Raw genomic sequence first — 21,598 nt, 5'->3', positions numbered from 1 at the left:
GCGTGTGCGGGTTCTCAGCCGAGGTTGGCCTCGAAGTCCCAGTAGGGGCGGTTGCGGTGGCGGGCGGAGAGGGTGTGCGGGTGCTGGGCGCCCAGCGTGCGGGTAAGGGAGAGCAGGGCGGCCTCCTCCAGCTTTCCGGCCTCCTCGACCTCGCGCAGGCCGCGCAGGTCGGTGGCGAGGGCGATCTGGCCGGACAGGGTGAGCGGGTGCTCGTGCCCGAGGGTGTGCCGGGCCCTGCGCAGGGTCTCCCTGCTGAGTTCGGCGGCGTCGGCGACCCGCCCGTTGAAGTTGCGGGCGGCGGTGGTGTTGAGCGCGCAGCCGAGGACCCAGGGGTGGTCGGCTCCGAGGGAGGCCGTGAGACCGGCGAGAGCGCCCTCCAGGATGGACAGGGCGTCGGCGCGTTCGCCGGCGGCCTGCATGACGAGCGCCGTGTTGGCGAGGACGCCGGTGGCGACGGGGTGGGCGGGCCCGAGGAGGGAGCGGTAGCCCGCCTCGGCCTCGGTGACGAGCTTCCTCGCGTGGTCGAGGTCACCGTGCTCACGCAGGTAGTTGGCGTAGTTGTTGATGGCGGCGAGCGTGATGTAGTGCCCGCGTCCGTGCACCTGTTCCAGCTGTTCGAGCAGGCTGGCCATGGTGGCGCCGAGGTCCTGCTGGAAGCCGCCCTCACGGCGCCGGCACAGCGCCAGCTGGGTGCGTGCGTACAGGGTCTGCAGATGCTGGGGTCCGAGGACCTGCACATGCACCCGGACGTTGGCCTCCTGGCGGGCGAGCGCCTCGCGGTACTGGCCGAGCAGCCTGAGGTCGTGCGCGAGGGCGTTGCCTGCGCCCAGGGTGTGGGCGTGGCGGGTGCGCAGTACGGTCTCGCAGCGGACGAGGGACTCCGCGTCGAGGTCGTACGCCTCCTGGTAGCGGCCGAGCATCCGCAGGACGACGCCGAGGTTGTGGCGGGCGACGAAGGTGGAGAACTCGGTGTCGCCGAGGAGGCGTTCCGCCTCGGCGAGCACCTGGCGCTGGAGCTTCTCGGACTCCTGGTACTGGCCGAGGAAGCGCAGGTCGCTGGCGATGGCGCTGCCGGACAGGAGGGAGCCGAGCTCGTTGGGGGGTGTGGCGGCGCTCAGCCGCTCGCGCTGGGCGAGGTCGAGTTCGTAGGCCTCGCGGAAACGGCCGAAGGAGCGCAGGACGTTGCCCTGCTGGGTGGTCAGGTCGAGCATCGGCTGGTCCAGCGGGTCCATGAAGGTGGACCAGGCGTCCCGGATCCGCTCGGCGAGCTGGGCGCCCGCCCGGAACTCGCCGCTGCGGTAGCAGTAGCGCAGGCTGTTGAGGACGGCGGTCTGCACGCGGGCGTTACGGCTGGTGAGGGCGCCGGACGGGCCGATGTGCGGCAGGAGTTCGGCGTACCGGGGCCAGTTCCGGCTGTCCATCGGGTTGCCGGGGTCGGCCTCGGCGAGCAGGGAGCGGACGGCCTTGCGATGGGCCTCGCGGTTCTCGCCGTCGGTGAGGCGGGCGACGATGTCGTGGACGAGCCGGTGCATGTGCACGGACTCCTGGTGCGGCCCCACCTCGACGTTGGTGGCCGGGCCTCTGGTCTCGCGGGTGAGCACCGAGTAGTTGACGAGGGTGTCCAGGGCGCGGGTCCAGGCGGGCAGGTCGGTGGCCATCCAGCGCAGGTCCTCGGGCAGTTCGGCCTGCGGGTAGGCGCGGACGAGTCCGAGGGGGATGCGGCCCGGGGCGAAGGAGGCGCACAGGCTGAGGACGTCGATGGCCTGCGGCTGGGACCGTCGGAGCCGGTTGATCAGTATCGACCAGGAGGTGAGCGAGGCGTTGGGGTAGCCGTCGACGGCCGAGGGCTCCTCGACGGTGGAGAGACGTCCGTCGCGGACCATGCGCAGGTACTCGGGGACCTCCATCCCGGACTCGCCGAGCCAGGCGGCGGCCTGGACGAGCGGCAGGGGCACGTCACCGAACTCGGCGGCGACCTCGTCGGCCTGGGGTGCGGTGATGTGGGAGGCGCGGCGCATCAGATAGGCGGTGGACTCGGCGCGGTCGAAGCTGGGGACGTCGAGGACGTCGGTGTAGTCGCCCCAGCCGCGGTTGCGTGAGGTGATCAGTACGTGTCCGGGTCCGTGGGGCAGCAGGACCTGGGCGCCGTCGGTGTCGTCCCACCCGTCGAAGATGACGAGCCAGCGGGAGTGCGGGTCGCCGCGGCGCAGCGCCTCCCGTACGGCGCGGATGCGTTCGCCGGGTTCGTTGCCGCTGGGGAGGCGGAGTTCGGCGGCGAGTTCGCCGAAGCGGTCGCGCTGGACGTTGCGGTCGTCGGAGTTGACCCACCAGACGACGTCGTAGTCGGGGCTGAAGCGGTGGGCGTACTCGGCGGCGATCTGGGTCTTGCCGATGCCGGACATGCCGAGCAGGGTGCAGGCCGCGTTGCCGCGGTCGGCGTCCATGAGCCGTTCCTGGAGCTCGGTGAGGAGGTCGTCCCGGCCGGTGAACCGCGGGTTCCGGCGCGGGATCTCGCCCCAGATCTCGGGCGGGGTGTCGGGGTAGCGGACGGGTGTCCCGGGCGGGACGCGGCGGCCGGAGGAGCGGCGGGGTTCGATTCCGAGCCGGCTCAGGAGCCGTGCTTCGGCCTCGTCCTCGCCGACGCCCCAGAGGCTGACGGGTTCGAGGACGGCGGTGGCGGGGAGCAGCGGCCGGTTGGTGAGGTTGACGGCGGCGAACCGGTCGGCCCGGGAGGCGACGAAGCCGCGCAGGACGTCGTTCCACTCCCCGGCCGGCCGGGGGCCGAGCTGGAAGAACCAGTCGTTGAGCACGAGCAGCACCTGCCCGCTGGCGAGCAGCAGGTCGCTGAGGGAGTCCTCCAGGGGTACCTCACGCGGCGGGTCCCAGCGCTGCAGGGTCGCGCGCACTCCGTGGGCTTCGAGGCGCTGGTTGATCCAGGCCGCCCACGGCCGGTGGTAGCCGGGGAAGACCACAAGGACGTGCTCGGGGGCGCCCCTGCCCCCGTCGTCCGCCGCGCCGCCACCCGACCGCTGTTCCGCCATCTGATACGTCTCCCGTCCCGCTCACGCGCAACGCAGTGTCATGTGCCCTGGGCACAGTGTTACCCAGCTGCCCGGGGGGCCGCGCCGAGGCTCGCGTGATGCCGCCTCATTTGCTGGGCGAACTCCCGTCCCTCATTGGTCAGTTCATCGGATTCAAGCAGGATCGTCAGCGCCTCGCCCACCTGATCGTGCATATGGTCGAACTGTTGCCCGGCGTTCGACCGCCAGGGCCGGGGCGCCGCGTGGGCGGTCGCGGCGCGCCGCCAGAGATCGGTCAGGGCGAGGTGCGCGTACGCGCCCTGGAGCACGCCGCCGATGGGCCGGGCGTCGGAGCGCCAGCCCACCCGGTGCACGGCCGCCCTGCCCTGCCGGTACAGCGGTACGAGTTCATGCAGGGTGGCGAGTTTGCTGTGGTGGAGCTCGTGGACGAGCGTCTCGGCCATGTCCTGCGCCCCGGCCGGCAGGGAGGTCAGGACGGCGCCCGGAGCCGATCGCAGGGTGGCTCCGAGGGAGCGGGGGCCGTGGGGAAGCAGCGGGACGACGGCGCGCAGGGCGCGCCGGATCTCGGCGGCGCGTCCCGGGTCGGTGTGGGCGAGCAGCGCCTGCGCCCCGCGCCAGCGAGCCGCCCAGACGGCGGGGTCGGTGTCGGTGGGGTCGGCCGCGGTACGGGGCGGGGTGCCGATCCCGCCGGGCGGCACCCGGTACGGGTCGAGGTCGTCGAGGCGTGCGGTGGAGTCGGGCAGGGTGCGCAGCCCGTCCCAGCCCGGGCCCCGGCCGACGAGGGTGCCAGCGCGCCGGTCGGTGAGCAGCAGGACGGTGGGGGCGGCGGGTGTCGGGCCCTCGGGGTGGAGGCGCGCGACACGGGAGCCGGCCCTGATCCGGAGGCGTCCGCCGCCCGCGGTCTGCCGGCCCACTCCGGGCAGTGACAGCAGACCGCCGGTGAGCTCCAGGGTGAGGTCGAGGGAGCAGTCGGCGCGCAGGGCGGCGGTGACGGCGACGCTTTCCAGCCGGGCGAGGTGCCGGTCGAGGGCGGGGCCCACCGGCTCGGCGAGCGCGGCGGCCAGCCAGGCACCCGTCGTGGGGTAGTCGAGCACGTCCCGTACGACGTCGGGGTTGCGGCTCTCGGCCCGTTCGAGCAGGTGCCAGGAGTCCTCGAAACGGCGGAACACGCCGGCGTCGACCGCCTCGCGGTGCCGGTGGACGCGGACCAGGAGGGCCTTGAGCAGCAGCAGACGCCGCGCGTGGAGCGCGGAGCGCAGCAGGGCCACGTCGGCAGGGGCGGGGCGGGTGCGGGCCAGCTCGGTGAAGACCCCGGCGGGCAGGGGCGCGAAGTTCATTCCCGCCTCCTTCGGCAGACCCTCGGCCATCGCGAGGATCCGGCCGGAAACAGACGGTCGACGCGGCGCTCGTCAGGCGGCTCGGTCCCCCGCGCCCTCGCACCACGCGTCGACCAGCTCGGGTGAGCGCAGCAGCACCAGTTCGACCGCGGCCGCGAGTTCGGGATCGTCCATGCCACGCAGGGTCCGCAGGTCCACAGCGGCGAGATCGGGCAGGTGCGCGGACCGGCCGTGGTCACGGTCGACACCGGTCGCCCACTCGTTGTGCTCCGACACCCTCGGCTCCTCCCCACCGACGCATGTCCCCCACGGTCGTAGCGGCGGAGCGGTTCTTCCCGACGCCAGGAAGTCAGAAACCCGTTCGACTCAACTGCGCCCATTCGCGCCCCCGTTATCCAGCCGTTCTCCGTGTCGGCTCTCCGGCCTCGCCTACCCGCCCGAATCGCTCCACGCCCACCACGGCGGCGCGATCCGGCGGCGGTCCTCGCCGGACGGCGGTGCCTGGGGCAGGTCCTGGTCCGTGCTCACCTCCGCCAGGAGCCTCCTGGTCCGTTCGACGTCGCTCCAGTCCACCTCCACCAGTGCGGCGGTCAGCCGCTGCCACTGCCCGGCCGCGGCGCGCAGCACCTCGCGCGCCCTGCCCGTACGGCCCATGAGCCGGAGCACCGCTCCCTGCGCGTGCAGCGCGCGGGCGCCGGTGATCGTGCCCGGCGTCTCGCCGTGCGCCGACCGGGCGTCCTCCCAGGACCGTTCGTACGCCGTGAGCGCGTCACCGAGGACTCCGTCCCGGGCGGACTCGCTCAACTCCAGTCTCACCCGTCCCAGTTGCAGCCACACCTCCGAGCGCAGTGCGATGTCCTGGGTGGTGCGGGCGGCCTGTTCCAGAAGGTGGCGGCCCTCGAAGAGGTCGGGCAGGAACCCGGCGCGGTGGAAGCGCAGGGCGAGGACGCTGCCGATCAGGATCCTGGCCCGGGCGCGCTCCGGCGCGTCGGCCGGGAGGCGGGTGAGCGCCTCGCGCAGGACGCCCTCGGCCCGGTCGACCGGGGCCTGACCCGGGGTGACCGCCGCGCGGCGCATCAGGGACTCCCCCCAGGACATCAGGATCCGGCCGCGCTGTCCGCTGTCGGCGGGGGCGAGCAGGGTGGCCTCCTCGTAGGCGGTGTCCGCGGCCGGTCCGTCGCCGGCCGTGTCGTACAGCCGGGCGCGCGCCGTCGTCCAGCGCAGCCGCAGGGCGACGTTGTCGCCGAGGTGCTCCTCGGCCCGGTCGAGTACGGGGGTGATCTCGGCAGGGCCGGATCCGGCGAGCTGCAGGGCGTCGGCCAGGTCGAGGAGTGCGGCGCCGCTCTCCCGGAGGGAGAGCGCGGTGGTGAGTTCGGTCGCCGCGGCAGCCCCGTCGCCACGCGCCAGCAGCAGGCGCCCCCGGCGCAGATGGAGGGTGTGGTGGTGGTCCTCGGGCCAGTCCGGCACGTCTCCGAGGAGCGCGGCCAGGGCGTGGTCGAGGTGCAGGGGGTCGGTGGTGTGGCGCCACAACCCATGGTGCGCCACGGCCTGTTCGAGCCGCGCCTCGGCCCACTCCGCGCTGCCCGGCGCGGCGAGGCTCCCCGCACGCTCCAGCTCGGTCAGTGCGCGGGTCAGCAGCTCCCGGCGCCGTTCGCTGCCCCGGGCGGCGGCGGTGCCGGACTCCGCGTACAGCACGCGCCCGAGCAGGATCCCGGCCTCCACGGGGTGCTCCGGCAGCGCGGCCTCGGCCTGCTGGCGGGCCCTGACGAGGAGCGAGGGGTCGGACTGGCCCAGCCACTGGTCGAAGAGCCGTCGCGCGGCGGCCAGAGGGTCGGGGGTGATCAGGTCGGGGTGGTAGAAGCGGAGCACGCGCGCGGGGATACGGGCGAAGAGTTCGGGTTCCGTGCCGACCGGGCCGGTCGGTTCGTCGGTCCCCTCGATCGTGCCGGCCGCGGCCGCCCGGCCGTCGTCCGTTGCGTGGTCGGCCAGCTGGGCGGCCGCGAGCGCCGGGAAGTTGCGCATGCCCTGGCCGAAGTTGCGTTCCACGTACTCGGAGCAGTGCTTGAGGACCAGCGCGGCGGCGCTGCGGTCAAGGGAGCCGAGCAGATGCTGCTGGACACCGGGCGAATAGCTGAAGCAGGGATACGGGGAAGGGCCGGGCAGTTGCCGAAGGAGCCCGCTGAGCAGGACCTCGGCGAGCTCCATGGGGCCGGTGTCGGGCAGCATGGCGCGCTGCACGAGCTGCATCACGGGAAGGGCGAGCGGGGCGGCAGCGAGATGGACGGCGAGCCGCAGCGCGCCGGGCGAGGCGCCGGCGGTGAAGGCGCGCAGCAGCTCCTCGTCGCTGCGCCGGACGCGGGCCCGGCCGGGAGGCGTGGTCCGTGCGGTGCCCGCCGACGGCGCGGACGGTCGCGGCGGTTCGGGGCCGATCATGGCCGCCCAGCCGCGCACCGCGCCCGAGCCGTGGCCGGCGTGCAGCCGCGCCCAGGAGGCGAACGCCTCGGGCGTGGGCGTGAGCACGGGCACCGCGCGCGTGTCCGGGGCGGCGGGCTCCCAGGGCTCCTCGTCGGGCTGGAATCCGGTGTGTCCGCCGGGCGACGCGGGGCGGAGCAGCAGGCCCGGCTCGACGGACAGCGCCGTCCGGGGCCAGAGCCTCGGGGGCAGCGGCTGGACGAGGGCGAGCGGCGACTGCCGGGGCCACTGGTGGATGAGCCGCTGGGCCGCGCCGCGCTGCCAGAGGGGGCCGACGCAGTCGCTGACGATCAGGGTGAGACGGCGGCCGGTGGGGTCGTGGAGCTGGTCGCCGGGGCGCAGCCGGGGCCTGCCGTCGGCCCCCGAGGTGGTGGTGACCAGCGGGGCGCCCTCGCCGGTGTCGTACAGCCGGTGGACCTGGACGTCGCGGAAGGCGCCGGACTGCTGGCAGGCCTGGCGCAGCTCCTCGACCATGCGGGTCCAGACGACCATGGCGGGGCCGGAGTCCATGAGGAGCTGGATGTCGGGGCGGCGGCCCGCGGCGGGGCGCAGGACGGGGGTGAGGATGCCCGCGGCGGCGCTGCGTTCGGCGGTCGCCTCCTCGTCGAGGAGGCCTTCGCCGGGCCGGACCGGGAAGTGGGCGTAATGGCGCAGCGGGCGGAGCGCCTTCTGGAGGCCGAGGAGGCCGGGCAGGGCGTTGGCCCCGGGTGCGCGGACGGGGAGGGTCCTGCTCCGCTCCGTACGGGCGCCGCCGTGGGCCCTGGGTCCGACGAGCAGCGCGATGTCGACGTCGTCGGAGGAGCGGGCGGGACGGGCACCCTCACCGGGGGTCGCGGCGGCGCCCGTGCCGAGCCCCGCGCCCTGGCCCGCACCGATGCCGTGCCCCGGAACGCGCTCGCCGTCGGCGCCCGCACCCGTCAGGGGATCCCCGAGCCCCGTGGCCGGATCTCGCCCTTCCTCGGCCCCCCGGGGATGGCCTGAATCCCCCGCCCGGCCGTCTTCCGCGCCGTCGATGACTCCGTCGAAGGCTCCGCAGGCGGCTCCGTCCGCCGGGTCCGGGGCAGCACGCGGAAGCCATTGGGCGAGCCAGACGGCGTCCGCGACCTCCTCGGCCGTCGGGTCCTGGCCACCGGCCCGCAGTCTGCGGGTGAGCTCTTCCAGATGCATCCGGTGCATCCGGCCATCACCTCGGCTGATCGAGCGGCTGCATGAGCATGTCCGCGATGCGTTCCCGGGTCACCCGCTCGGTGCGCGGGGCGTGCTGGGTCAGATAGATCGCGTTCAGAAGCTGGTCGGTGGCGATGACCTCGCCGGGCTCCCGGTTCAGGAAGCGGCTCACCAGGCCCTCTTCGCCGGCCGCCGCGTCGGGCCCCAGGTGCGCCTCGATCATGGCGCCGAGCTGCTCCTCGCCCGGCGGTTCGAGTTCCAGGCGGATGCAGCGGCGCAACAGGGCGGCGGGGAAGTCCCGTTCGCCGTTGGACGTGAGCACGATGAACGGGAACGTCGAGCAGCGGATCCGTCCGCCCTGGACGGGCACCTTGCGGCCGTCGTCCGTCAGCACCTGGACCACCGGCTCGCGGTCGGCCAGCCGCTCCAGCTCCGGAATGGCGAACTCGCCCTCCTCCAGGGCGTTCAGCAGGTCGTTCGGCAGATCGAGGTCGCTCTTGTCGAGCTCGTCGATCAGGAGGACGCGGGGCTGCTCGGAGGGGAGCAGCGCCGTGCCGAGCGGTCCGAGCCGGATGTACGAGCCGATGCCGGCGGGCGTCGCGGCGGGCACGGTCGACCCGGCCTGGGCGCGCTCCAGCTGGACGTCCTGGAGGCGGCCGATGGCGTCGTAGCGGTAGAGCCCGTCCTGGAGGGTGGAGCGGCTCACGATCGGCCAGCGCAGCACGCGGCCCAGGCCCAGTTCATGGGCGACGGCGTGGGCGAGGGTGGACTTCCCGGTGCCGGGGTTGCCGGTGACCAGGAGCGGCCGGCGCAGATAGAGCGCCGCGTTGACGGCGTCGGTCTCGGCGGGGCGGGGGTGATGGTTCTGGACCAGGCGGCGGCGCACCCCGAGCCGCCGGTCGGAGCCGGCGAGGGTGTCGTCGGCCCCGCCGGTCGAGAAGTCCCGCCACGGCGGTGGTGCGGGCAACCGCCTTATCTCGTCGTGCGGGTGGCCGGCACCACGGTAGATCCGCCAATCGTTCACGATGAACTCCTCCTGGCTGTGGTGTCATGGCCCGGCCCGTCGAAAATACCGCCCGGCCCCCGGCGCTGCCGACGCTCAAACCGGACCGATTGTCCGGGTGTTCGCGGAGTCGCCCGCACGGTCACCACTCCTCCTCGCCGAGCATCGGCGGGCCCTGGAGCGGATCCTCGTGCGGGGGCCGGTCCGGAGGATCGAACAACACGGCGAGATGCTCGGCCCAGGCATGCTCGGAGCGGACGGGCGGCGGAACGGCCTCCAGGGTCCCGGTCTCTGCTCCGGCTCTGGTCCGGGTCTCCGTCTCGGCTCCGGTCGCTGCTTCCGCCTCGGTCCCGGTCCAGGGCTCGGGCGCCGTGGCCCCGTCCGCGTCGGTGTCCAGGTCCACCTCCCAGGGCATGTCCAGGCCCATGAGGTCCGTGTCCGCGGCCACCCGCCTACGCAGCGAGATGACGGGCCCGTGCAGCGCGTCGGCCCTTCCCGCCTCCGCGAGCAGCCCGTCCGCCCGCGCGTGGAACTCGGCGCAGTCCGTGTGGTCGTGGGCGCCGCTGCGCCACAGGGCGATGGGGTGCCCGGCGGCCAGCGCGGCGGCCATGGCCTTGAGTCCGTCGCCGCTGCCCACGGGGCCGCAGTACACCGGAACCGAGCCTGCCTCGGCCTCGGAGAGCCGTACCCAGGCCTGGCGCGGAGACTCCCGGCGGGTCCGTGCCGCGTGCGCCGCGTCCCCTCCCGCCGTGAGCACCTCGGCGCGCAGCGGTACCGCCCGCAGCGGCCCCGGACCGGCTGTCCGCCAGCGCGTGTGCCACTCGGGCGCCGGCGGTCGCGCGTGGCGCGCCGCGTCCCGTATGACGACGATCCGGCGACTGCCCAGGGGCAGCGAGCGTTCGTCGAAGAGCTCGTCGTCGGGCGAGAGCCGCCAGGTGTCGAGGGGCTCGTCGAAGAGTTCGCGCGGCAACAGCGCCTCGACGGCGGCCAGATGCTCCCCGCGGTCACCCCGGGCCAGCGCGTCCGCCAGCGGCTCGCGCAGGGTTTCCTGGAGCCGTTCGCGCTCGACGCCCTCGTCGTCCCCGTGCAGCGGGGTGATCGTGTGGCCGTCGAAGAGCAGCTTCACCCGCCAGGGGAACTTCCGGCCGTACCGAGGCCTGTCGATCTCGACCAGGACGTCGGCCCGGGCCCCGGACTCACGGACCGGGAGGCCGCCGGTGGGACGGCCGGCCGCCAGTACCGCGGCGATCGCCTGCCGGGTGCGCAGCGGGGTCTCGGCGGCGGCGTCGGTGACCCAGTCGGCGAGGCTCCGGATCGACTGGCCGTCCCCGTGCCGCTCCCTGACGTGCCGGGCGACCTTCGCCGCGTACACGAGCACGGCGTTCAGCCCGAGGCCGGACGCGGTCTCCTGCTCGTCGGTCGGATCGTGGAGTTCGTGGAGCAGTCCGACGCCCTCGCGCCAGGTCCGCGGGGCGACTTCGAGCACGGGCCGTAAGTCGTGGCCGACCGTCAGCCGCCGGGCCTCGTCGACGAGGTGCAGCACGTCGCCCGGCCCGCCGGGCTGGGGCAGTTCGGCGAGCCGCCCGTACAGATGGATCCGGCGCCCCGGGTCGAGGCCGCCCTGGACGGTGGGCGGTCGGTGCCGGAGCTGCGCCCTGGTCCAGTCGGGCGCGCCGGAGAGCGAGCGGTAGCGGGCGAGGTGGTGCCGGTCGTGCTCGCGCATGACCTCGGAGAGCACTTCGCCGCCGCGCTCCTGGTAGAGCCGGCGCAGGGAGGTGATGGGGACGGCGGCGCCCTCGTCCGCGCCGCGCCCCTTGTTGAGGCCGATGACGGCCGCGCGGTCGAGGTCGACCACGGGTCCGCCGGAGAGTCCTTCCACGGGCTGTGTCCCGCGCAGCAGAAGCGCCTCGCCGTCGACGCCGTGGACCTCCCCGACGGCTTCGCGGATGCCGAGCCGGCCGGTCACCCGGGACCAGCCGTGCAGCCCGACCGGGATGGGCTCGGCGATCACGGGCCTGCGCTCACTGAGCCGGACACAGCTCGCGTCCCTGGCGTCGGGAACGCGGACCAGCGCGAGGTCGGGGAAGTCCCACCGGTGGAGTTCCTCTTCGGGCACGGTGGGGCGCGGGCTGGCCAGGACGACCTCGCCGGTCGTCACGCCGCCGTCCCAGACGATGCCGACGGCCCGCTCGCCTTTCCACACCGCGCTTCCCCCCTTTGCCACGACATGGGCGCAGGTCAGCACCCAGCCGGGGGCGATGAAGAAGCCGGTGCCCCAGTACCGGTCGCCGAGCGGGTCATACCCGTCACCGGGAGCCGCGACGCGTACCAGTGCGGGGCGCACGAGTGATTCGAAGGCGCTCATACGGCGCCATCGGCCGCCGGACGGTGGAACGGTCCGGTGTCGGGCGCCGGCGCGGGACCGGGCACGCGCGCGGGACCGGGTCCGGGACCGGGTCCGGGCGCCGCGGCCGGGTCGGTCTCGTGGCCGGGATCCACGGATTCCGCGTCGGGAGCCACCGCGGGGGCGGGGCCCGGTTCGGTCCAGGTGAGGGAGACCGAGATGGAGGCCGTACCGCCGCCCTCCGCGAGGACGCTGATCACCTTGCCCGCCTGGGCGGAGAGTTCGATGCCGAAGCTGACGGCCACCTCGACGGGCGACTGGGGGTCGAGCCCGCCCCGCAGCGAACCGACGACCCCGCGCACGACGTCGGTGAGACCCCCGGCCATCGAGACCACCCGGTCGCCGATGCCGGTGTCCGTGAAGCCGCCGCCCCGGCCGAGTTCCTCGGGCTCGCTGATGCGTGCCCAGACGGGTGTGCCGTCGTCCAGTCGTATCCGAGCGATCCCGTGCGTCACAGCGGCCCCCCGCTCCCCGAAACGATGATGAAGAAGGCTAATCCCTGCCGCTGACAAGCGCGAGGGTCCGTCGGGACCACGGCCTATCCTGATCGCATGTACTTCACTGACCGTGGCATCGAGGAACTGGAGAAGCGGCGCGGCGAGGAGGAGGTCTCCTTCGAGTGGCTCGCCGAGCAGCTGCGTACGTTCGTCGACCTCAACCCCGACTTCGAGGTGCCCGTCGAGCGCCTCGCGACCTGGCTGGCCCGTCTGGACGACGAGGACGAGGACGAGTGACGACGATCAAGGGCCCCGTCCGGGGTCACTGACCGGAGCAGCGTTCACCGCGTGATCGCGGTCAGGCGACGCCCAGCCGGTCAGCGCGCAGCCGGTCGTACGCGAGTCCCAGCGCGCCGTGCGCGACGAGCAGCACCCCCGCCGCCGTCCAGCCTCCGCTGCGGCGGCCGACCCCCCAGACGAGCAGCGGCAGCCCCGCCCCGAGTTGGGCCGCGCCGAGCAGCCGTGCCCTGGGGCCGCGCAGATACGGGCCGAGCGGGCCGCCCTCCACCGCGTCGAGTTCGGCCCGTACGGCGTCGCGCCAGCCGGCCCATTCGAGCTCTTCGGCCCCCTGCGCCAGGGCGACGGATCGGAGCCGGTCGGCGCTCTCGCCGGGGGTGAGTCCGGTGGGCAGGGCCAGGCCGACGCGGGCGAGGACGGCGGTGAGGCCGACGAGCCGGGCGTGCGCGTCGGCGTCCTTGTCGGGTCCGGTGAGCGGCTCCAGTGCCTGGACGTCCAGTACGGGGTCGAGGGCGAGCCGGGCGGCGAAGGTGCGCATGGCCTCGTCCTCGCCGACCGGCGTGCCGTCCGCGAGCCAGGTGTAGCCGACGGTGCGGCGGAATCCGGCGGCGAGGACGAAGCCGGCCCGGTCCGCGTCCCACCAGAGCGCGAGGACGGGCCAGGTGGCGGCGGAGACGGCCAGTGCGGTGGCCCAGCCGCTGACGACCCGTTCGACGGGCTCGCCGCCGTGGAGCCAGGGCTTTCCCTCCGGGACGAGGACGCTCCAGTCGGCCCCGGCCGGGGCGAGGAGGAGCTCTTCGCGCAGCAGTTGGGCCGGTGGGCGGACCGCCGCGGGCTCGGCGCGGCAGAGCAGCAGCGCGCCGACGGGGTGCGGTCCGGATGTCGCGTTCATGGGCCTTACGCTAGGCCAATTTGTCCGGGTACGAGGGCGAATGTGCGCCCGCGCCCTCGCCGAGCGGGGGTTGACTTCCCCGTACCGCGATATATCGTGTCTATCGAGGACGCGATATGTTGCGTCACCGAACCGGGAGGTCAGCACGATGACAGAGTGGTCCGTGGCCGAGCCGACGAGACTCATGCTGACCGACCCCGTGCGCCGCCTCCAGGTGCGTGTCGTCGGCGGCACGGTGAACGTGGTGGGCACCTCCGAGAGCACCGCCCGCCTGGAGGTCTCCGAGATCCAGGGCCCGCCGCTGATCGTGACCCAGGAGGGCTCCACCCTGACCGTCACGTACGAGGACCTGCACTGGCAGGGCTTCCTCAAGTGGTTCGACCGCAAGGGACACCGCCGCAAGGCCGTCGTCTCGGTGGCCGTCCCGGCCGGTGCGGATGTCGAGGTGGGCGTGGTGAGCGCGGGCGCGGTCGTCTCCGGCATCAAGGGGCGCACGGACGTCAAGGGCGTCACGGGCGACACCACCCTCGTCGGGCTCTCCGGCCCGGTCCACGCGGAGAGCGTCTCAGGCTCCCTGGAGGCCCAGTCGGTCACGGGCGCGCTGCGGGTCAACACGGTGACCGGTGATCTGACGGTCATCGACGGGTCGGGATCCTCCGTGCGCGCCGAGTCGGTCAGCGGGGACATGGTGATCGATCTCGACGCCGTCGATCTGGACGGGCCGCCCGCCGACATCCGGCTCACGAGCGTCTCCGGCGAGGTCGCCATCCGGCTCCCGCATCCGACGGACGCCCGGGTCGAGGCGAGCACCACGAGCGGCTCCGTCTCCAACGCCTTCGACGATCTGCGGGTCACCGGGCAGTGGGGGACCAAGACCATCACCGGCACCCTCGGCGAGGGCCGCGGCACGCTCAGGGCCACGACGGTCTCCGGCTCGATCGCCCTCCTGCGCCGCCCGGACCCGGTCCAGTCCGACGACCTCGATCACGCCTCCGGAAAGGTGCTGTGACATGCCGCCCGTCTTCGCCCACGGCCGACTGCGCCTCTACCTCCTCAAGCTCCTCGACGAGGCCCCTCGCCACGGCTACGAGGTGATCAGACTCCTGGAGGAGCGCTTCCACGGGCTGTACGCCCCCTCCGCCGGCACGGTCTACCCCCGGCTCGCCAAACTGGAGGCCGAGGGCCTGGTCACGCACGCCACCGAGGGCGGCCGCAAGGTGTACTCGATCACCGACGCGGGCCGGGCGGAGCTGGCCGGCCGCGGCGGCGAACTGGACGATCTGGAGCGGGAGATCCGCGAGTCGGTCTCCGAGCTCGCCGCAGAGATCCGCGACGACGTGCGCGGGGCGGCGGGCAAGCTGCGCAACGAGATGCGCGCGGCGGCGAGCGAGAGCCGGCAGAAGGGCTCCTCGTTCGCCGACGCCAAGGACGAGCTGCGCCGCGCCAAGCAGGAGTGGCGCGAACAGACGCGCCAGGCCCGCGAGGAGGCACAGTCGGCGCGCAGACAGGCGAAGGAGTTCCAGCGGATCGCCCAGCAGGTCCAGGAGCAGGTCCAGGACCGCTTCTCGCGCGGCGACTGGCCGTCAGGGGTCTGGGAGGGCATCTCGGACATCACCGCGCAGCTGGGCGGCCTGGTCACGGGCGCGACGCACCCCAAGGCGTCGGGCCGTGCCTCCTCCCCGGAGGAGGCCGTCTCGGAGTGGGCCACGACGGTCGAGTCGACGGGCGAACCGGCCCGCGATCTCGACCGGCTCCTGGACCGCTTCCGTGACGACGTCCGTGACGCGGCCCGGGACCACGGGGTGACGGCGGCCCAGCTGACCGAGGCCCGCCGCCATCTGTCCACGGCAGCGGACCGGATCACCTCGCTGCTGCGCCCGGAGCGCGAGGACGCCTAGCGGGTCTCCCGGGTGACCGTCACCGTCACCCGGGCCCCGGGCGCCGCGAGCACCCAGGCCCTGCCGGCGGCCTCACCCGTGCCCGCGCCGGAGCCGCTGCCCACACCAGCCCTCTTGCCCGCGCTCCCGCGGAGCACCACCGCCTTCCCCCGGGCCGTCACCTGCCAGGCGCCCGGGGGGAGCGAGAGCTCGGTGAGCCGGGCGCCGCGCCGGGACGACTCGTACACGAGGCGGTAGACGCCCGCCCCGGAGTCGTACGACGCGGAGGTGACCGTGCCCGCGACCGCCTCCGCGTACGGCTCGGCGGTCAGCTCCTTGTTCGTACGGAAGGCCCCGGCGCCGTCCACCGCGCAGTACCCGCCGCCGTAGCACCAGACGTAGCCGGCCCACCCGCTGCCGTACCGGCCGAGGGAGGCCATCGCCTCACGGTAGAAGCGGTTCATGTTCGGCAGGGAGTTGTTGAGCGGCCCCCACTCCCCCACGACGACCGGGACCTTGTACTCCTCGGGGTACCGGGTCACGGCCTGCTCGTACGTCTCGATCCAGCCCGCCGCCGGGTCGTAGTCGGCACCCGCCTCCATAGCGGTGTTGTAGAAGTGCGGGGCGTAGACGATCTTCCGGTCGTCGATCCTGCCGAGGCCCGTCGGCACGCCCTCGCCGACGATCGGGGTCGGCTCGACGAAGATCCAGGTGTCCCGGTCGACCGAACGGACCGCGTCCGCGAGCCGGTTGTACATCGGTGTCAGCTGCTCGCGCTCGATCCGCCGGGCGGCCGTCGGCAGGTCCTCGCCCTCGCGCAGCTCCCCCATCGGCTCGTTGATCAGGTCGTAGCCGAGGACGGCCGGGTGGTCCTCGAAGCGGTCGGCGAGCACGCGCCACATCTCCGCCTGGGCGAGCCGCAGGTCCTCGTCCTCGTAGAGATGGGTGAACGCGCGCTGCACGGCCGGCTCGAAATACTCGGCGAACCAGTCGTCCGGATGCGGGGTGAAGGGCAGACCGTCCGTCCTGGTCGCCCACGCGGGAACACCCCGGTGGCCGAAGGCGGGTCCGAAGACGTCCTGGTGGGCGTCGATGAGGACATGGACGTCGTACTTCTCCGCCCAGTCCAGGACGCGCTCGATCTTCCGCAGATAGGACTTGCTGTACCGGCCGCGCTCCGGCTCCAGGTCGTCCCAGAAGACGAGCAGCCGGGCGAAGTTGAAGCCCTGCGCGCGCATGTCCCTGAAGTGCCGCTCGGTGACGGCGGACAGGGCCTGGTCGCCGCGGTTCACCTTGTCCTCGACGTTCCAGCCGCGCAGGGTGAGGACGCGGCCTCGGTCGTCGGTGAGGACGGGTATGCCGGTCGCTCCAGCCGTTCCGGCCGCCGTCCCGGCAGTTCCTGTCGTCCCGGCAGTTCCGGCCGTTCCGCTGTCGGCGTGGGCGGCCGCGGGGGCGAGGAGCGCGGCGACGACGGCGCCCGCGGCAAGGGTCGTTCGTAACAAGGGAACCTCCGGCACGAGACGCTCGGCGTGAGCGCGGTGCCGGAGATCCCATCAGCAGATCTGACGATCCATCAAGAGGTCGTCAGGACGATCTTCCCGAAGAGCTCGCCCGAGGCCATCTTCTCGAAGCCCTCGCGCGCCCGGTCCAGCGGCAGCACCTCGTCGATCACCGGCCGTACGCCCGTGGCGGCGCAGAACGAGAGCAGGTCCTCCAGCTCGTCCTTGGTGCCCATCGTGGAGCCGACGACCTTCAGCTCCAGGAAGAAGATCCGGGTCAGCTCGGCGTGCGAGGGGCGGTCGCCGCTCGTGGCGCCCGAGATCACCAGGGTGCCGCCGGGGCGCAGCGACTTGACCGAGTGCGACCAGGTGGCGGCGCCGACGGTCTCGATGACGGCGTCCACGCGCTTCGGGAGCCGTGCGCCCGGCTCGAACGCCTCGACGGCGCCGAGTTCGACGGCCCGCTTCCGCTTGGCCTCGTCCCGGCTGGTGGCGAAGACCCGAAGCCCCGCGGCCTTGCCGAGGACGATGGCGGCGGTGGCGACCCCGCCGCCCGCGCCCTGCACGAGGATCGAGTCGCCGGGGCGCACGCCCGCGTTGGTGAAGAGCATGCGGTACGCGGTGAGCCAGGCGGTCGGGAGGCATGCGGCCTCCTCGAACGAGAGCTCCTTGGGCTTGGGGAGCACGTTCCAGGAGGGCACGGTGACACGCTCGGCGAAGGTGCCCTGGTAGCGCTCGGTCAGGATGGAGCGGGGCTCGTCGGGGCCGACCCCGTGGCCGGACTGGCCGATGACGGAGTGCAGGACGACCTCGTCGCCGTTCTCGTCGATGCCCGCGGCGTCGCAGCCGAGGATCATCGGCAGCCTCTCCTCGGGCAGCCCGACACCGCGCAGCGACCAGAGGTCGTGGTGGTTGAGCGAGGCGGCCTTGACGGTGACGGTGGTCCACCCGGGACGCACCTCGGGCTCGGGCCGTTCCCCCAGCTCAAGGCCGTTGAGGGGCTGGTCGCGGTCGATTCGGGCGGCGTAGGCAGCGAACATGGGCCGAGCGTAGGGTCCCCCACCCGCGTGACGGAACCTCACACGGATGTGACACACACATCAGCGCGCACCCGCCGTGCCCCTGTCCGGGAGCGGCCGCGGCGCCGGAACCGAGGCCTCCGCAGGCGCCGGAGAGGCCTCCGCAGGCACCGGAGGCTCCGCGGGCGCCCGGAGGCTCCCGGAGGCTCCGCAGGCGCCGGGAGGCCGGGGGGGCTCCGCACCGCCTGTGGAGCCGCAGGCGCCGGGAGGCCCGGAGGCTCCGCGGGCGCCCGGAGGGGCCTCCACGTGACGAAGGGCCGCCCCGGGGTTCCGGGGACGGCCCTTCGTCGCGTACGGACGCGTCAGCGGCGCGCCACGCCCTCGGCGCGGGCGGCGGCGGCGACCGCGGCCGCGACGGCCGGGGCGACGCGCTCGTCGAACGGCGACGGGATCACGCACGCGGCGGAGAGCTCGTCGGCGACGACGTCGGCGATCGCGTTGGCGGCGGCGATCTTCATGCCCTCGGTGATCCGGGAGGCGCGGACCTGAAGGGCACCCGCGAAGATGCCCGGGAAGGCGAGCACGTTGTTGATCTGGTTCGGGTAGTCCGAACGACCGGTCGCCACGACGGCCGCGTACTTGTGCGCGACGTCGGGGTGGACCTCCGGGTTCGGGTTGGCCATGGCGAACACGAACGCGTTCGGAGCCATGGACGCCACCGCGGCCTCCGGGACCGTACCGCCGGAGACGCCGATGAAGACGTCCGCGCCGGCCAGGGCGGTCTCCAGGGAGCCGGAGAGGCCCGCCTTGTTCGTGATCTCCGCGAGCTCGCGCTTGACCGGGGTCAGGTCGTCCCGGTCCAGGCTGACGATGCCCTTGCGGTCCGCGACGGCCACGTCACCGAGCCCCGCCTCGAGGAGGAACTTGGCGATGGCGACACCCGCCGCACCGGCGCCGGAGATGACACCGCGCAGGTCGCCGAGGGTACGGCCGGTCAGCTTCGCGGCGTTACGGAGCGCGGCGAGGGTGACGACGGCGGTGCCGTGCTGGTCGTCGTGGAAGACGGGGATGTCGAGGCGCTCCTGGAGCTTGCGCTCGATCTCGAAGCACCGCGGCGCCGAGATGTCCTCCAGGTTCACTCCACCGAAGGACGGGGCGAGCCTGACGACGGTCTCCACGATCTCGTCGGTGTCGGTGGTCGCGAGCGCGATCGGCACCGCGTCCACACCCCCGAACTGCTTGAAGAGGATCGCTTTCCCCTCCATGACCGGAAGCGAGGCCTCCGGGCCGATGTCGCCGAGTCCGAGCACCGCCGTACCGTCGGTCACGACCGCGACGACCTGAGACTTCCAGGTGTAGTCGTGGACCAGTTCCGGCTGCTCGGCAATCGCGGTGCACACCTTGGCGACGCCGGGCGTGTACGCGAGGGACAGGTCGTCCTTGTCGCGCAGCGGCACCGTGGCCGAGATGGCCATCTTGCCGCCGCGGTGCAGCGCGAAGGCCGGATCGAAGGGCTCCTGAGCCCCTTCCGTGCCGCTCTCGCTGCGAGGATTGACGATCTCCGCTGCCATTGGGTTGACCCCTTAAGTCTTCTTCATTTGAGGGTGGCCACTCCTGGATGAGGAGGGGTGGGCGGGTCCCGCGGTCGCCGTGTCTGGCAACCGCGCGGGCGCGCCGCACAACGCGCCCTGAGCCCCGGATGAGGGGTGTAAGGATCCTTCTTACCGGACGTACATCACCGTAGACGAGTCCAATACGGAGCGGTGATGTGGCTCATACAGCCGTATTGGCACCTTGCGCACATCAGGCGCGTCGCCTGATGTCCGGATACGTTCGGGGTAGACCGAATCGTGGTCTTCGTGTCGCCCGAATGGCGAGATCAACCGCAGATTTTCCGGCAGTAGGGAGAAATCTCCGGAGAAGGTCCGGCCTTGATGTACCGGCCTGTCGGGATTCGGGGGTCACCCGTTATCCGATTTTGACATGCGAGGCCGTCCGATTCGGGTAGTCCGAATGGCAAGATGCGCGTAATCACACGAGGTCGCGACACCCGAAGGTGCGTGCTGCGGCCTATGGCAACTCCCTCACACGCCGGAGGAACCCGACCATGACCGCACGCTCCACGCGCTGTACGACCGCCAAGACCCGTACCTCCCGTCTTGCCGCGGTCGCCGCCATCGCGGTCGCCGGCTCCATGCTGCTGACCGCCTGCGGCGACCAGACCGAGGGCGGCTCGACCCCCGAGGGCGGCACGACCAGCGGCGCCGCCAGCAACGCGCCGCTCTTCTCGAAGCTGCCCGCCGACATCCAGAAGTCCGGAGTCGTCAAGGTCGGCACGGACGCCTCCTACGCCCCCATGGAGTACACCGAGGGCGGCAAGATCGTCGGCGTCGACCCCGACATCGCCGAGGCCCTCTCCAAGCAGCTGGGTGTGAAGTTCCAGTTCACCTCCGGCACCTTCGACGGTCTGATCACCTCGCTGGAGACCGGCCGCCAGGACCTGATCATGTCCTCGATGACGGACAACAAGAAGCGGCAGGAGGGCCTGGACGACAGCGGCAAGAAGATCGGCAAGGGCATCGACTTCGTCGACTACTTCAGCTCCGGCGTCTCGCTCCTCGTCAAGAAGGGCAACCCGCAGGGGATCAACTCCCTCGACGACCTGTGCGGCAAGACGGTCGCCGTCCAGCGCGGCACCATCTACGAGGACACCTTCAAGGCGCAGGCCGAGAAGTGCGGCGCGAACAAGCTCACCATCCAGGCGTTCGACACCGACGCCGAGGCCCAGACCCGCGTCAAGGCCGGCGGCGCCGTCGCCGACCTGAACGACTACCCGGTCGCCGCGTACATCGCGAAGACCTCGGGCGGCGGCAACGACTTCGAGGTCGTCGGCAGCCAGAGCGACGTCGGCCTCTTCGGCATCGGCGTCTCCAAGGACGACACGCAGCTCCGTGACGCCGTCAAGGAAGCCCTCGACGCGATCATCAAGGACGGCTCGTACGCGAAGGTCCTGGAGAAGTGGGACGTCGAGGACAGCGCCGTCAAGCAGGCCACCGTCAACGCCGGTCAGTGATCGCCACGCTCCGCTGAAGGGCAGTCATAGTGACTGACAAGATCGACAAGGGTCCGGCCGACAGTCCGGTCGGGCCCGGCGCCTCGGGTTCCCCGTACGAGGCGATCAAGGCAATTCCCGTGAGGCACGTGGGCCGCTGGATCAGCGCGGTCGTCGTCGTCGTGCTGCTCGGCTGGCTCGTCTACGCCTTCTCCCAGGGCAACGTCATCTGGGACACGGTCTGGGACAAGCTGTTCGACACCTCGGTCCTCGAGGGCCTCGGAAACACGATCATCATCAGCGTCGCCTCCATGGCGCTCGGCCTCGTCCTCGGCGTCGTCTTCGCCGTGATGCGGCTCTCGAAGAACCCGGTGACCGGCGCGGTCGCCTGGCTCTACATCTGGTTCTTCCGCGGCACGCCGGTCTACGTCCAGCTGCTGGTCTGGTTCAACCTGTCGCTGATCTTCGAGTACATCAACCTCGGACCGATCTACAAGAACGAGACCGTCGACGTCATGACGCCGTTCATGGTCGCGCTCCTGGGCCTCGGCCTGAACGAGGGCGCGTACATGGCGGAGATCGTCCGGGCCGGCATCCAGTCGGTCGACGAGGGACAGACCGAGGCGGCGCACGCGCTCGGCATGTCGCAGACGAAGACCATGCGCCGGATCGTACTTCCGCAGGCGATGCGGGTGATCGTGCCGCCGACGGGCAACGAGTTCATCAACCTGCTGAAGACCTCGTCACTGGTCTCGGCCGTGCAGTACACGGAGCTCCTGAGGGCCTCCTCGAACATCGGCAGCACGGCCGGCGCCGTCATGGAGATGCTGTTCGTGGCCTCCATCTGGTACCTGGCCCTGACCAGCGTGTTCAGCGTCGGCCAGTACTACCTGGAGCGCCGCTTCGCGCGTGGCTCCCTGCGCAGCCTGCCGCCGACCCCGCTGCAGCGCATCCGGGCCAACCTGACCACGTTCAAGCGTTCCCCGGAGGCGACGCGATGACCGCCATGGTGAAGGCCGAGGGCGTCCACAAGTCCTACGGCGCCGCGCACATCCTGCGGGGTATCGATCTCGAGGTCGCTCCCCGTGAGGTGTTCTGCCT

The 21,598-nt window shown here is 72.7% G+C and carries 16 protein-coding genes and 1 pseudogene; 6 read left to right on the top strand and 11 right to left on the bottom strand.

All coding sequences use genetic code 11. The annotated features are described in order from the left end of the window. Positions 1-14: 14 nt before the first annotated feature. From fxsT to ACFY8U_RS23720, 7 genes are all read right to left on the bottom strand, one after another. Positions 15-3,041 (bottom strand): FxSxx-COOH system tetratricopeptide repeat protein, encoded by a 3,027-nt coding sequence (fxsT, locus tag ACFY8U_RS23750; RefSeq protein ID WP_389573334.1) that lies wholly within the window; start codon positions 3,039-3,041, stop codon positions 15-17. 59 nt (positions 3,042-3,100) lie between these two features. Then, entirely contained in the window at positions 3,101-4,378 is a 1,278-nt protein-coding gene (locus ACFY8U_RS23745; RefSeq protein WP_389573331.1) for an aKG-HExxH-type peptide beta-hydroxylase, read from the bottom strand. Between the two features lie 72 nt (positions 4,379-4,450). After that, the gene (locus ACFY8U_RS23740) at positions 4,451-4,654 is read right to left on the bottom strand and encodes a hypothetical protein (RefSeq protein ID WP_361436602.1); all 204 of its coding nucleotides are present in this window, start codon (positions 4,652-4,654) and stop codon (positions 4,451-4,453) included. Between the two features lie 153 nt (positions 4,655-4,807). Then, positions 4,808-8,026: an SAV_2336 N-terminal domain-related protein gene (locus ACFY8U_RS23735; RefSeq protein WP_389573328.1), complete on the bottom strand. Its 3,219-nt coding sequence runs from the start codon at positions 8,024-8,026 to the stop codon at positions 4,808-4,810. Between the two features lie 7 nt (positions 8,027-8,033). Beyond that, positions 8,034-9,041, bottom strand: coding sequence for a MoxR family ATPase (locus ACFY8U_RS23730; protein ID WP_361436596.1), 1,008 nt, complete (start codon positions 9,039-9,041; stop codon positions 8,034-8,036). A 121-nt stretch (positions 9,042-9,162) separates the two neighbouring features. After that, the gene (locus ACFY8U_RS23725) at positions 9,163-11,385 is read right to left on the bottom strand and encodes a trypsin-like peptidase domain-containing protein (RefSeq protein ID WP_389573325.1); all 2,223 of its coding nucleotides are present in this window, start codon (positions 11,383-11,385) and stop codon (positions 9,163-9,165) included. Next, positions 11,382-11,879 carry a CU044_2847 family protein gene (locus ACFY8U_RS23720; RefSeq protein WP_389573322.1) on the bottom strand — a complete coding sequence of 166 codons (498 nt, stop codon included), beginning with the start codon at positions 11,877-11,879 and terminating at the stop codon, positions 11,382-11,384. Before ACFY8U_RS23720 ends, ACFY8U_RS23725 begins: the two co-directional genes overlap by 4 nt. Positions 11,880-11,975: 96 nt before the next feature. Between ACFY8U_RS23720 and ACFY8U_RS23715 the strand changes: the two genes are divergently transcribed. Then, positions 11,976-12,158, top strand: coding sequence for a DUF6104 family protein (locus ACFY8U_RS23715; RefSeq protein WP_037695221.1), 183 nt, complete (start codon positions 11,976-11,978; stop codon positions 12,156-12,158). 61 nt (positions 12,159-12,219) lie between these two features. On the opposite strand, the gene ACFY8U_RS23710 is transcribed toward ACFY8U_RS23715, so the two are convergent. Continuing rightward, complete coding sequence (locus ACFY8U_RS23710; protein ID WP_389573320.1) at positions 12,220-13,050, bottom strand: hypothetical protein; 831 nt, start codon at positions 13,048-13,050, stop codon at positions 12,220-12,222. Between the two features lie 148 nt (positions 13,051-13,198). Between ACFY8U_RS23710 and ACFY8U_RS23705 the strand changes: the two genes are divergently transcribed. Together ACFY8U_RS23705 and ACFY8U_RS23700 are read left to right on the top strand one after the other, a co-directional pair. Beyond that, positions 13,199-14,059 carry a DUF4097 domain-containing protein gene (locus ACFY8U_RS23705; protein WP_389573318.1) on the top strand — a complete coding sequence of 287 codons (861 nt, stop codon included), beginning with the start codon at positions 13,199-13,201 and terminating at the stop codon, positions 14,057-14,059. A gap of 1 nt (position 14,060) precedes the next feature. Next, entirely contained in the window at positions 14,061-14,948 is an 888-nt protein-coding gene (locus ACFY8U_RS23700; RefSeq protein ID WP_361599298.1) for a helix-turn-helix transcriptional regulator, read from the top strand. On the opposite strand, the gene ACFY8U_RS23695 is transcribed toward ACFY8U_RS23700, so the two are convergent. The 3 genes from ACFY8U_RS23695 to ACFY8U_RS23685 all read right to left on the bottom strand — a co-directional run bounded on the left by ACFY8U_RS23695 (position 14,945) and on the right by ACFY8U_RS23685 (position 19,016). Next, positions 14,945-16,429: a cellulase family glycosylhydrolase gene (locus ACFY8U_RS23695; RefSeq protein WP_389573316.1), complete on the bottom strand. Its 1,485-nt coding sequence runs from the start codon at positions 16,427-16,429 to the stop codon at positions 14,945-14,947. The two genes, ACFY8U_RS23700 and ACFY8U_RS23695, sit on opposite strands and share 4 nt — an antisense overlap. Positions 16,430-16,500: 71 nt before the next feature. Next, entirely contained in the window at positions 16,501-17,466 is a 966-nt protein-coding gene (locus ACFY8U_RS23690; RefSeq protein WP_361436575.1) for a zinc-binding dehydrogenase, read from the bottom strand. A 341-nt stretch (positions 17,467-17,807) separates the two neighbouring features. Then, entirely contained in the window at positions 17,808-19,016 is a 1,209-nt protein-coding gene (locus tag ACFY8U_RS23685; protein WP_361436572.1) for an NADP-dependent malic enzyme, read from the bottom strand. A gap of 536 nt (positions 19,017-19,552) precedes the next feature. On the opposite strand from ACFY8U_RS23685, the gene ACFY8U_RS23680 reads away from it, so the two are divergent. The 3 genes and pseudogenes from ACFY8U_RS23680 to ACFY8U_RS23670 all read left to right on the top strand — a co-directional run. Further along, entirely contained in the window at positions 19,553-20,518 is a 966-nt protein-coding gene (locus tag ACFY8U_RS23680) for an ABC transporter substrate-binding protein (RefSeq protein WP_361436569.1), read from the top strand. 29 nt (positions 20,519-20,547) lie between these two features. Next, on the top strand, positions 20,548-21,498 hold the full coding sequence (locus ACFY8U_RS23675; protein WP_361436566.1) for an amino acid ABC transporter permease: 951 nt from the start codon (positions 20,548-20,550) through the stop codon (positions 21,496-21,498). Beyond that, positions 21,498-21,598 (top strand): annotated as a pseudogene (locus ACFY8U_RS23670) (ectoine/hydroxyectoine ABC transporter ATP-binding protein EhuA); the annotation flags it as partial. The gene ACFY8U_RS23675 and the pseudogene ACFY8U_RS23670, both read left to right, overlap by 1 nt.

This window comes from Streptomyces sp. NPDC012508 (assembly GCF_042902595.1).
In the GTDB taxonomy this organism is placed as follows: Bacteria; Actinomycetota; Actinomycetes; order Streptomycetales; family Streptomycetaceae; genus Streptomyces.
Note: the sequence above shows the minus strand (reverse complement) of the source record. Positions and strands in the feature narration are given on the sequence as shown.

What these genes read in the sequence shown, in the direction of transcription:
- fxsT (WP_389573334.1), bottom strand. Translation starts at nt 3,041, where the DNA reads ATGGCGGAACAGCGGTCGGGTGGCGGCGCGGCGGACGACGGGGGCAGG.
- ACFY8U_RS23745 (WP_389573331.1), bottom strand. Translation starts at nt 4,378, where the DNA reads ATGAACTTCGCGCCCCTGCCCGCCGGGGTCTTCACCGAGCTGGCCCGC.
- ACFY8U_RS23735 (WP_389573328.1), bottom strand. Translation starts at nt 8,026, where the DNA reads ATGCACCGGATGCATCTGGAAGAGCTCACCCGCAGACTGCGGGCCGGT.
- ACFY8U_RS23725 (WP_389573325.1), bottom strand. Translation starts at nt 11,385, where the DNA reads ATGAGCGCCTTCGAATCACTCGTGCGCCCCGCACTGGTACGCGTCGCG.
- ACFY8U_RS23715 (WP_037695221.1), top strand. Translation starts at nt 11,976, where the DNA reads ATGTACTTCACTGACCGTGGCATCGAGGAACTGGAGAAGCGGCGCGGC.
- ACFY8U_RS23710 (WP_389573320.1), bottom strand. Translation starts at nt 13,050, where the DNA reads ATGAACGCGACATCCGGACCGCACCCCGTCGGCGCGCTGCTGCTCTGC.
- ACFY8U_RS23705 (WP_389573318.1), top strand. Translation starts at nt 13,199, where the DNA reads ATGACAGAGTGGTCCGTGGCCGAGCCGACGAGACTCATGCTGACCGAC.
- ACFY8U_RS23700 (WP_361599298.1), top strand. Translation starts at nt 14,061, where the DNA reads ATGCCGCCCGTCTTCGCCCACGGCCGACTGCGCCTCTACCTCCTCAAG.
- ACFY8U_RS23690 (WP_361436575.1), bottom strand. Translation starts at nt 17,466, where the DNA reads ATGTTCGCTGCCTACGCCGCCCGAATCGACCGCGACCAGCCCCTCAAC.
- ACFY8U_RS23685 (WP_361436572.1), bottom strand. Translation starts at nt 19,016, where the DNA reads ATGGCAGCGGAGATCGTCAATCCTCGCAGCGAGAGCGGCACGGAAGGG.
- ACFY8U_RS23680 (WP_361436569.1), top strand. Translation starts at nt 19,553, where the DNA reads ATGACCGCACGCTCCACGCGCTGTACGACCGCCAAGACCCGTACCTCC.